The sequence below is a fragment of the Neobacillus jeddahensis genome, assembly GCF_000612625.1.
Taxonomy (GTDB): Bacteria; Bacillota; Bacilli; order Bacillales; family Cytobacillaceae; genus Neobacillus; species Neobacillus jeddahensis.
In genome coordinates this window covers 1-11,364 of record NZ_CCAS010000092.1, presented here as the reverse complement: position 1 = coordinate 11,364, position 11,364 = coordinate 1, and the positions used below count along the sequence as shown (strand labels likewise).

At 30.8% G+C, this 11,364-nt stretch carries 13 protein-coding genes; 4 read left to right on the top strand and 9 right to left on the bottom strand.

Translation table 11 applies throughout. The features are described 5' to 3' along the window. Nucleotides 1–395: 395 nt before the first annotated feature. The 3 genes from TY15_RS21990 to TY15_RS21985 all read right to left on the bottom strand — a co-directional run bounded on the left by TY15_RS21990 (nt 396) and on the right by TY15_RS21985 (nt 3,075). A complete protein-coding gene (locus TY15_RS21990) occupies nt 396–1,790 on the bottom strand; it encodes a hypothetical protein (RefSeq protein WP_040206394.1) in 1,395 nt (464 codons plus the stop codon). Nucleotides 1,791–1,894: 104 nt separating this feature from the next. Then, the gene (locus TY15_RS24510; protein ID WP_142305374.1) at nt 1,895–2,071 is read right to left on the bottom strand and encodes a helix-turn-helix domain-containing protein; all 177 of its coding nucleotides are present in this window, start codon (nt 2,069–2,071) and stop codon (nt 1,895–1,897) included. Between the two features lie 512 nt (nt 2,072–2,583). Further along, entirely contained in the window at nt 2,584–3,075 is a 492-nt protein-coding gene (locus TY15_RS21985) for a helix-turn-helix domain-containing protein (RefSeq protein ID WP_042375575.1), read from the bottom strand. Between the two features lie 232 nt (nt 3,076–3,307). On the opposite strand from TY15_RS21985, the gene TY15_RS21980 reads away from it, so the two are divergent. Then, the gene (locus tag TY15_RS21980) at nt 3,308–3,532 is read left to right on the top strand and encodes a hypothetical protein (protein ID WP_040206392.1); all 225 of its coding nucleotides are present in this window, start codon (nt 3,308–3,310) and stop codon (nt 3,530–3,532) included. Nucleotides 3,533–3,763: 231 nt separating this feature from the next. Here the strand turns inward: TY15_RS21980 and TY15_RS21975 are convergent, their stop codons facing one another. The 6 genes from TY15_RS21975 to TY15_RS21945 all read right to left on the bottom strand — a co-directional run bounded on the left by TY15_RS21975 (nt 3,764) and on the right by TY15_RS21945 (nt 9,879). Beyond that, nucleotides 3,764–4,099, bottom strand: a complete 336-nt coding sequence (locus TY15_RS21975; RefSeq protein ID WP_040206389.1) for a hypothetical protein — start codon at nt 4,097–4,099, stop codon at nt 3,764–3,766. 144 nt (nt 4,100–4,243) lie between these two features. Beyond that, nucleotides 4,244–5,350, bottom strand: coding sequence for an AAA family ATPase (locus tag TY15_RS21970; protein WP_040206388.1), 1,107 nt, complete (start codon nt 5,348–5,350; stop codon nt 4,244–4,246). Then, on the bottom strand, nt 5,332–6,924 hold the full coding sequence (locus tag TY15_RS21965) for an ATP-dependent nuclease (protein ID WP_040206386.1): 1,593 nt from the start codon (nt 6,922–6,924) through the stop codon (nt 5,332–5,334). The genes TY15_RS21970 and TY15_RS21965 overlap by 19 nt, the downstream gene beginning before the upstream one ends. A gap of 241 nt (nt 6,925–7,165) precedes the next feature. Beyond that, nucleotides 7,166–7,456 (bottom strand): hypothetical protein, encoded by a 291-nt coding sequence (locus TY15_RS21960; RefSeq protein WP_040206384.1) that lies wholly within the window; start codon nt 7,454–7,456, stop codon nt 7,166–7,168. Nucleotides 7,457–8,017: 561 nt separating this feature from the next. Continuing rightward, nucleotides 8,018–9,613, bottom strand: a complete 1,596-nt coding sequence (locus tag TY15_RS21950) for a hypothetical protein (protein WP_040206380.1) — start codon at nt 9,611–9,613, stop codon at nt 8,018–8,020. A gap of 50 nt (nt 9,614–9,663) precedes the next feature. After that, the gene (locus TY15_RS21945) at nt 9,664–9,879 is read right to left on the bottom strand and encodes a hypothetical protein (RefSeq protein WP_040206378.1); all 216 of its coding nucleotides are present in this window, start codon (nt 9,877–9,879) and stop codon (nt 9,664–9,666) included. Between the two features lie 592 nt (nt 9,880–10,471). Between TY15_RS21945 and TY15_RS24505 the strand changes: the two genes are divergently transcribed. Genes TY15_RS24505 through TY15_RS21935 form a run of 3 tightly spaced genes read left to right on the top strand, consistent with a single transcriptional unit; the run spans nt 10,472 to nt 11,238 of the window. Next, nucleotides 10,472–10,642 (top strand): hypothetical protein, encoded by a 171-nt coding sequence (locus TY15_RS24505; protein WP_157042282.1) that lies wholly within the window; start codon nt 10,472–10,474, stop codon nt 10,640–10,642. A 52-nt stretch (nt 10,643–10,694) separates the two neighbouring features. Beyond that, nucleotides 10,695–10,931: a hypothetical protein gene (locus TY15_RS21940; RefSeq protein WP_040206376.1), complete on the top strand. Its 237-nt coding sequence runs from the start codon at nt 10,695–10,697 to the stop codon at nt 10,929–10,931. Further along, entirely contained in the window at nt 10,888–11,238 is a 351-nt protein-coding gene (locus TY15_RS21935; RefSeq protein ID WP_040206375.1) for a recombinase family protein, read from the top strand. Before TY15_RS21940 ends, TY15_RS21935 begins: the two co-directional genes overlap by 44 nt. The last annotated feature ends 126 nt before the right edge of the window (nt 11,239–11,364 follow it).

The following is an 11,364-nucleotide window of genomic DNA, read 5'->3' as shown; positions in this document are numbered from 1 at the left end:
CAGTACTTTTTCCTTTACAGGATTCTCTTTTCTAACAATTGCCTCTAGGCTTAAACCTATATTCTGTAAGAAGAAGATCTTGGTAAATTCATTTATTGCTCTTTTTGCATTGCCTTGTCCGGAATAATCATCAAAAATGGCTATATCCATTTTAAATATCCTTTGTTATTTATTTAACTTAATGTCACCAATATGTATATATTCAACTTAAATCTCAAAACACCTCATATTACCACTGCACCTATTAGTCGGATGTCCCATACCTATTTTTTGTATTTCTTTTGCGATGTCTCTTTGACTTATTTCCAAGCCATATACTTTTGGTATTTATCAACATGTTTCAAGTAATGTTCTGTCCATTTAAGATTGTGGTTTTCAATAATTCTCATATATATTTAGCTCCTTTTAGCTTCAATATGACCGCCATCCTCGATCCATGAATATAACCATTTGACCTCTATATCGTAAAAATCAAAATACCGTACTATGTCTTTTATGTTGGAATATCCATACCAGTCATATTTATGAACAAGTTCCACGTTATTTTTCGAAATGCTAGATAATTCTTCGTTATCCGAATCACTTAATAATACTGACGCTAGGAATAATATTGCACTATTTTCCTCATTTATTGGTATTTCAATCAACGTCTTGGATATTACTTGTTCTAATTCAGTTAAGCTAAATTTACTTCTATTATCAATATAGTAATCTACTAATGATTCCACAGTAATATTTCTATAGGTACCATCTATAAGATCAGAACCAGTTATTTGTTCAGGACTTTTTAATAAATTCATAAGTACTTCATCTGACGGTGGAAGAGTATTATGTATGAACCCCCAAGCCTCTTTCCAAGAGTCTAAACCCAAATGCACAGCAATAGCTCTTGCGGTCAAAATTTGAATTTGAGAAATGATCATTTGAGTATCAATACTTGAAATGTTGAAGAAAGGAGGGAGTGGCCAGATTAACTTTTCTTTGTATGACATTCGACCGTGTGCTATGGAATTACGTATTTTAACAATTTTATTAACTAAGGAGTATGTGTGTTCGTCTAACATAGAATGCCTTTTTAAGAAATAATTTATCTTTGTAGCGATTGATGCCTCATCGCTAATTAGTACTTCCTTTAAAATTCTTAATTTAGAATTAATTGTATTTTCTCTAGCTTTACCACTTTGATTAAGTATCTCTGAAGAGAATAATGTTAGAAAAGACTTTATCTCTTCATTGGCTTCCTCTTTAAAATCATTGTAGTAGTAGCTTACGAGTAATTCAAGAATATGAAAATGCGTTAGAATTGCTTCGTCATGATAAGTATCTACTTCACTTTCAGCAACCATATAAAGTGCTTTTCTCCATCTATCTAATAAAGTAATAATTAACGTTTTAAAACGACTATCTTTCAACTTCTCAAGTAATGAATTTAAATCCTTGGACTGATCCAATCCTTCTAAAGAAAAAATGGTACACTCTATATTCTTAGAAGGATTAATTCCTCTTTCTAATATCTGCGTTTCACCCTCTTTTATTTCATATATTGTAAATAGATGTCCTGTAAAGTAACACAAGATACCTTGAACCACTAGCAGATCTGGTCTAGTATAACGTTTTATTTCCAATGGGCTATCAATACTGTCAATTGTTTTAATACTTTCAACAATTAGTTGATTGCCTTTAGTATAAACAGTTGTATCATTAAATTTAAACTCAACAATAAAATCATCAATACTTGGTAAATCATATACATCTCTGTAAAAAATGACTCTTTCTTGTTTTTCATCCAATTCACACACCACTTTCTATCTAATAGTAATTCTATATCTCTTATTAACGATCAGGATATGTCTCTATGCATGATATGTAAGTTTATTAAGCGATATTTGAATTCTTAAGTTTGTTTGCTAGAATTGTTAATTTCTACCTGCATAATCATTAGATTATAACCTAGTTTATTATTACTGATATTTTCGCTTACTGTATTTCTAGACATCATTGCTTCTTTAGCTATATCTCTCTTACTAATCCCCTCCAAGTACATATGAATAATTTTTTGTTTATCTTTCAAATCTTCACTCCTGTCGCTTCCCCCTAGCTTAATCACTAGGGTTATTTTCTATCGGAAGTGGCTCAGTTTTCAACTGTCATTGTGGATCACTTTTAAGTTATCATCTACACCCATACCGGGCGCACTAAATAGACGATACCTTTCAAAAAAGATAGCGTCCATTTTAATTGAATAAAACTTCTTTATAAGTTTCATAAAAACTTTGAAGGTTGTTTTACTCATCCATTACACCTTTGTGCTTACATAAGTGTCAATTAGATAGAGTTCGTATAATGACAACAAAACATCCACGTCTTTCTAATACCACTTAAATGTTATGATCTCCTTGTTCTTACTGCATATGATGGTAATCCATCCTCTATTAAATTCAAAACATATACATGGTCTTAACCTTTAGCTGAATGTATGGATTGAGTAATGATCGAAGACATATCGTTGTAACAGTGTTAGTTATTAAAACTATATAAGGATTGCCAATCAACATCCCCCTAAATAATGGAAGGGAGTAATTCCTAAAACATACCTTTAAACCTATCATTATCTGGTTGCATAACTTCATTACTATCGCCTTCATCAGTGATTTCTTCAACCGCTATCTCTTCTAATTGGTAGTCATCCTCATTTAAATCAAACCTAGTCGTCACTCCAGTACCTCTAACTAAAGTGTCAAATTTATCCCTAAGTTCAAAACGCATTTGCAAACCTCTTCTTCCAACATAAAATAAGTGAGGATTAATCATGAATCCATTCTCACATTTTAATATGAATTGTTTTTCGCTTAATTTCTTTATGGATCTAGAAATATTACCTTTATTCATCTTTAGATGTTCGGCAATTTGTTTTTGTTTTAGATATGCAATATTGTTATCATGATTCATTTCTTCGCATAGAAAGAACAAGGTTTTGTAGTCTGCGCTAGTAAGTTCGTAATCTTGTAAATATTGAAACCAATCCAAAACAAAAGAGCCCCAATAGTTTTTGTATTGTTTTCTACTAAATCCCATTATGACCACCTCATTATTAGTTGTGTATATTGCAACTTTACAACAAAAAGTTGCAAATTGTACAACCTTTAGGTGTATATTATACAACTTTTTATTAATAAATGGAGAATTTAAATCCTGTCAAATCAACGTTTACATAACTTTTTTCGCTTATTGTATCCCTTCCTATATATATAATCCTGATATAAAGTGATAGTATCAGCATTTTTCTAAGTGAAAGGGGATATATTTAATGAAAGAAAAGTTGAAAGAAAACAGTTGGTGGTTAGGGTTAACATTGGGGTTGATTGGTATATTTGCCGCAATTTATCCTAAAGCATTTTCCTTATTAGGGAGCACTACATTTTGGTGTGAAGTAGGACAGATTGCCATTCAATATTGGCTACAACTAAGCATCTTCACAATTATTGTCCTACTAGTTTTCGTTCTGTTTTTCTTGGTAAAGACGAAGGAATAGGATAATGTCCCACCTATTCCTTCGTCTTAGGTTGATAAAGCTTTCGGATTTTTCACAATACGCTGAGTAACATCCCCTTGCTCTGTAGTTGAACTCACAGTTTTAATAGTAGCACCCTTTGATTTTGAAAAATAAATGAATAGACTTTGCCTTTAACTTTAGCGTCTATGAGCAAAGCCTTTTCATTTTCAGGTATGAATTTTTCATAAAAAAACTTAATAGGATAGATGCCTAACTCCACTTTCTACTTGCCTTTGTCTTATTTCTCTTTTGGATATCTCTTACTATTTCATGAAGATTGTCAATAGTATCTTTACTTTGTATTATGGCCGTTATATCATTTGATGTGTATTTTCTACTTTGATTAAATCTAAATCCTTCAGAATTTACCTTATCAGCCACTTTTGCAACATTACCTAATAAAGCATATGTTTTAATAACTAGTTTTTCAAATGTGTCTGTCTCATAATTTTCTACTAAATTAATATATTCTTTGAGCTTCTTAATATAATGTTCTGAATTAGATATTTCTATTTTTGCATTTTCAACAGTTAAAAAAGCTTTCAAAATTTATCCTCCTAAAAACGTATATTTATTACGGTCTTCCCAAACCTTTCACTTACGTCATTTGTCAGCCTGCAAATTTATAAAAATCGCTCTAAGCTTTCGAAATAGACGCTATTAACGGAATAAAAATGATCAACAAATTTATTAGAGGTATCTCATTTTAATTTTTTTAAAATCACTTTCCCTAATAAAATACAATTCATGAGTCGCTCTAGTCATAGCTACATACAGGGTATTTATTTGAACAGGAGTTAAATGATCACATGAAAAGTCTTCATCAAAGATATTTTCATAGGTTTTGGTTAAAATTATACATGACTTTTGGTATGTATCACCTTTTGAATACCCCCAGTTAATTACTGGTTTACACCTATACTTACCGCTATTACTATAAAATAATTTTACAACTTCTGATGAATCCAAAATTTTCATAATCTGTGTTTTTTCAGTTAATAGTTCATAATGACCATCAACTTCACTAACTGAACCTATATTAATCTTTAATTTATTCCTGATAAAATCACAAATTACAGAAGGGACCCTTCTTGACTTATTTAGTAAAGTTTCGTCAATATCTGCTTGACCTTTAAATAACTTAATATAGTCATCTTTAGTAATATATTCTTTTGATTTTTTAAATGGTTTATTAGTTGTGAAATTTGATTTACTTACAGAGTGCTGATAAAAATCACCTACCGCAATAACCTCTATTTTTGAATCCTTTAGTAAAGATGTTAGTATTTTAAAATCTTCGCCCATAAAATCTTGAAGTTCATCAAAATAGATTAGATCACAAAACTTATATAAACGTTCCATTATTAATTTCTTGACCTTCTTAGGTTGTGTAGTAAATAGAGCAGCCATTCTGGATGAGTAGTATTTATTATTAAAAATATAATGTCTATAATCATCTTTTTTATAATATTGATAATTTACCTTTCCATCGATTCTTTGTGGCGGTGGTTCCTTAATAATCTCTACTCCAGAAGTAACTATTCCTTTTTTTTCACCTACTTCTAAAATAGGCTCGATGGGTTTCAACAACCACCTGTATATAAAACTTGAAAAAGTAATGACTTGAGTGCCATTAGGTATCCTTTCATGTCTTTTAATTATCTCATTTTTTAGATTTGAAACATTCTGTCGTGTAAAAGTAATCACTAAATTCTTCTTATTAACATTAAGATGTTTAGCAATACAATAAGTTTTACCCGATCCAGCAGTAGCTAGGATTATTTTTGAATTAGCCATTCAATTCCCTCCTTAATGTAATCCGGCAAAACAATTTTGTCTTTATACAATTTTTCTTCAGTGATTCGTAAAGCTGATTCAGTTTTATTTTTTAACATATAAGCTAAATTCTTATCATATGACTTCCCCTTATATTCAGGTTTAGTCTTTGGTTTTACACTAGATATGTTTTCTAATTTACTTTTATTCTTATTATATAAACACACTTCAAATGTGACTTCTTCTATATTTTCAGAACACTTAATTAATATATTTTTATTGGAGTGAGCATATTTTGAATTTTTTTCCTCAATTAGCTTTACTCTTTCTTGGTCGCCATCATTATCTGTAACAACTAATAAACTATTATTAATAATGTTAGTTAGTTCAACATAATGACTATAAGTAATTCCTCCACCTGAAAGTACCTCGATTTTTTCTTCATCTAATACACAATTTAGTGTATTCTTTACTAATTGTGGCAGCATGATATATTCACTATTACCTTCAACAATAATAACCTTATCAGCTAAAATATAATTTAATAATTGTGTATTATCAGTCTTCATAAAAAAATTAGCCGTTTCATCTGGAATATTTTTAAGTGAATTACATTTTCCATTGTTTATCCATAAGGTATTACATAAATTCAATCTACTCACAATCAAAGGATCATGAGTAGTAATTATCATTTGAACTTCATCGCACTTTTGTTGAATTCCATCTATCATTTTTCGAGTGTTTAAATAGCTTAAATGATTTTCTGGCTCTTCTAATAAAATTAAATCGCTATTAATTTCTAATGCAATTTCGGTTTTTATCAAATTTTCTTTTCCTTTACCTTTATTTTGAATTGATACACCGCCACTCTTCAAATCTAATATATTTTCTAATATTGTTTTATTTTCATCAATTCCTAATGTATATTCTTTAATGTTCAAGTGCTGTTCATTGCTATTTAAAAACCCCGTCAAACTTTTTTTAAATTGGTGGGAAAGAGTTTGTTTATCTTGACTATCCACACTACTATTAAATACTTTTTTGGTATATGAATCGTACAAATTATTTCTCCTAACGGAGTTATCAATTAAAACATTCTTTAGCGGTAATTTTTTATTAATATATTTATGTCCTGCAAAAGTTCTCCATTCAGCAATGTAATAATCTGTTGGAATAAATATATCACCTTGGTGCATACCCATTGTTTCAAAAACTTCCATATAACTTTCATCAAACTTATAACTAAATAAAATGCCACTTTTTAGCTCTGAATCATCAGAAGAATGCAACCCATTAAAAAAAGCATTATCCATTTCATTACTATCACTTAAAAATAATTCAATTTCAATTTTTGGCAGATTCTCAATTCTAGGATCACATCTATATTTGTTGATATTATCTAAATTAAAAAATTGTTCAAATATACCAGTTGAATTAATAAAATATTTTTGATTTAACACAATATCTATAGCTTCTAATATTGTACTTTTACCTGATTCGTTTTCACCTATTAGTACATTTATATGTTCATTAAAATCAATTGTAAAATCGGAAAATTTCTTATAACCTTTGATATTTAATTTTTTTACATACATTTACAATCTCTCCCCTGAATATTGACTTTTATTAGGAATTAAAAGATTTCCTTTTGTGCTTATTTGGATTTCTGTATTCTCATTTGGCAGGGGCAATGGCTGCTCTCTGAATTTCATGTAGACACTTTTTTATTAATAGATTGTTATGTCTTAAAATCGCAAGGCTAGGAGTTAAATCAATATTCTCTTCTTTAACATATCGATTGAGAGCATCCTTTGATGACAATTCCGCATTGCTAAACTAAGTTCTTTCAGAAAATGCCCTAGTTTTTAATAAAGACTGCGTAGCTCTTTGCTTATCAGTCTCTTTTTCATTTTCGCTACTAAATTTTATTAATTCATCTATAACAAAAGGTTCAGGTATAAATTGATTAATATATTGTTTTAATGTATTTTCACTATCAATGATAGGAAAATGAATGACACTTTTGTCAGGTTCTTTATTTATTGCAACAATTGCTGGAGTAATTAATTCAATTATCCACTGGAGATTATCATTTACCAGTTGCTTTCCATAAGAATCTCCTTTCAAATAGTTTTTTGTAGTTCAATTTTACCATTATGTTGAAAAGGTAATCAAAGATAAGTAGAATGACATCAAATCTAAGAAAATATCACCATAAAAGCTCCACCAAACATAATCCCAATCTTCTAGCATACACCATTTTTGGAATAACAAGACATATCATATTGAAGTAAAAGCCACAATTGGAAATGACATCTCTTTTAATATGGGGACTTCAGAAACCCAAAAAGCATTTGACGATTCCAAAAAGAGAAATGTTGAGTATATGATCGCTTTCATTACCAACTTATTTGAGAATCCAGAAATCTATTGGCTGCCCAACCCATATTCAAACAAAGGAAAAGCTGTTTTTAATATAAAAGATGCAGGGGTAAGAATAAGTTTCAATTTATAAGCCTCAATCCATAAAAAAGCAATTTTTTATATTGCATAACAAAGGTAATACTATCTGCTCCGAATTAATGTCGCAGTGGGCAGTAATTACCCTTGTTATTTTTTGTGATTGTACACTTTTCATTAGTTCATCTAAGTTAGATACAATGTTTTTTTATTTCCTGCTTAATTCATTTAATCCGTTTGCTTAGCATACTTCTCAATTTCCTCCATTATCGTTTCATCACCCATATACTCCGAAATCCTCTGCGTAAGTAATTTATTTTCAAACATAGCTTTTCGAATATCCGAATGAGATTTCACATTTTTTAGATCATTTGCATCATCAACAATTAACTTTACTAGTAAAATTCTAACGAAGAGGGGGTCATCTGTCTTATCAATCCACTGCCACGCTTGCTCGGTTAATATCATATTATATTTTTCATAAACAAACGCAGCCAATATCAACTTTAATTTTACTAAAGGGACAGAGAGAAATTCCTTTAAAACCCCTTCACCATCTTGGTTTAAAAATGTTTTAATACTATAAGCAATCGCTTTTAATGTTATTTCTTGCTCGTCAGTTAATTCAATTGTACTGCCGTCAAAGTATAGAAAAGCATCCTCATGAACTAAATACATTTTGTCTTCAGTAGAAGCTTTTACAATTTCAATAGTTGGCTGAATTTGAGTATGAAATGCCATTAATTGTTCTTCAATCTTAGATATTTCTTGTTCCAACAACGATTGAATTTCACTTGCTGTGTCAGGTAAATACTCACCTAATATTTCCGCAACCTCAGTTAGTAGGATGTAAGTCTTTATCTCCCTACCAGCAAACATCATGTCCAACATTACAGTACCGAACTGCCTCTCAACTATTTCGGGATGACCTGAAAATTTTGCAAATAAATCTAGAAAGGAAAATTTTTCTCTTGGCAAGCACACCCATGAACGAGCAACGGCTCTGATTATTTCGGAACCAGAAAATTGCGGTCCGTTTTCTGATTTACATACCATATAAAGTAAATCATTTAAATCAGCTGCTACATTCAAGTAATAAATAAGCAATTTCAATGCACCAAGCTGATTAAGAGACGAGTATGATTTTAATTCATTGCAAAACCATTCCAAAAAGGTGTTTTTAGTGATGCGTATGTAAATCATTTTCAATATTTCTTCTTGGTCCGCAATCAGCCATTCTTTAATAAATTGAATTTGGTCCATCTCATTTTTAAAATGAGCGGATCTGGAAATTAATTTGTCCACATCAACTCTTACTGGAATTTCGATTGGTGTTGAAAGATATTGATCAGCCCATTGTTTTGCCTTTACACATTGATCATAATCAATATTTCCGCTAACCAGTGACTGACGTGGCAAGCGGCTTTCAATTAACATGGCGATAGCTAAGATATACAAGTGATATTCATATCCTTGTGTTTTTGAATTAAAAACGTCGATTTCCCTTTGATCTTCTTCAAACAAAATATCCTTTTGGCTGCTTTCTAATTGTGCGGATTGATAATGACTAATATCACTGTATAATGTAAATGTTTCAGCAAATCTTTTACTATTCAAATCACCACTTATAGTCCAATGCCGTTCTGGAGCTATATTTTCTCCGGCCTTCACATAAACGGGCAATCTATATCCGAAAAATTCTCGTTCGGCAACTTCCGCAAATGGAAAAGCATCTACTAACCTTAAACTTTCCTCATATATTTGTTCCCATTCTAATTTTGATATGTTTCTAGGTAAAATTGATAGATTAATATAGGCCCCCATTATTAAATTTCCTTCTTTCTAGGAAAATCATATTTTCACTTATTTAATATTCAATCCGTATTCTCTTTCATTGGAGAAACTAGAATGCTTAGTCCAAGTTCCTGATTGTCCCACATTTTTATCCAAGGAAACGTGTGATCTGGTAAGAAAAATTCTCTTTCTTCCAAAGGATTTATTGGCTCTTTTTTTACTTTGCACCCATGAAGTAGCGTGGCTGGATGAATCTTTACCTGCCTTCCTGTATCGTTAAAATACATTAATCTCATTAAACAGCACTCCTTTTATCCTTTTTATCCCCAAAGTTGTATAACATTTGCTGCTTTACAATTTCCTCGCTAACAATATTAGCCAGTAAAAAAGGATATTATTCACACGCTATATAAAATTTTTTTCTTTGGCATATATCGGAATAATATTTTTAAAAAGGGAAAATACTGTTAGCGTTAGTGCAATCTGTATGTCTGGAAAAAGAAGATGTGCCAATAAGCATTTCTTCTTTTTCCATTTCAATAATAAAATCTTGATTTGCACTTAAAACGTGAAAAACTACAAGATATAATGAATTCCGAATAACCGGTTCATTCAACTTTATAAATTAACTAAAACAAGCGAAAACCGCAGGTTACATGGCTTCATTCCTTAGAATGACCCATGTTCTGCGGTTTTTTTTGTTTAACAAATCTAATTCCAAATTCAAAGGGAAAGGAAGGACAAAACAGATGCATCAAGAAAACGAGAACATCAGTAGCACCAAAAATACAAAACTTGATCTCCATGTAATATATATGAATTGTGAAAAATACGGAATTTCCAAAGAGATTATTTCATTGTTCGCACTTTTTGAAAGGAGAATTCGGAGTGAACAAAATAATCCAAGAGCTTAATCTTCCGGGAGGGACTACAAGACCTGTAGTGATTATGCGTAAGTCAAATTCATCATCCACTTCCATTCAGAAGGTTGAGATTCAACTGAAACTTGACCTTTTAAAAGAAGTGGGTCCTGCTGCTTTAGCCAATAAGAAAGAATAAAAATGGGACTTCCTGTTCATAATGGTGACAACTATGAACAGGAGGGATATCCTTGACCAAACCTAAAGTAATGAGCATCACCTATTCCGAAGAAATGCCGGAAGAATCAGCCATTATACTATATAGGCTGATTGAAAAATTGATACTAGAATCATTGCCATTAGATCCTCATATAATCGGATTATTCATAGAAGAATCAATGGATGAATTTTATTTAAAAACAAATAACAGGAAAGGGAAAACCAATGACAATAAATATTATTACGAAAAAAATTACAGCAAATTATAAGCGGACCAGTTCTGGCGGGCAGGATCTTGAACTACAAACAAGTTCAAACGGAGAATTTTTGAGAGATATTCCCTCTGATGAGATTGTGCCTTTCACTGACTTTGATGTATCAGCAACAAAGCTTACAATGGACGAAAGACCTGCACTTATGAGAATGATAAAGCTAATTAAACAAGAGCGAATTAATCGGGTTGTAGTATATGAACGGGACCGACTTGCAAGGAATGTTTATGAATATATTTATATCGTGAAAATTTTTCACGAATTTAATGTTGAGCCTGAATTATTCACAGATTTTCTGAAATAGGCTTTTATCGCCCATCTAATAGGCTTTCTCGTAAATCATTTGTGCATTTAATAAATGAAAAAAGAATCCATTTCTGATAAGGTTAAAACAACGACGAAATAACCACAGAAAGGATACTTATAATGG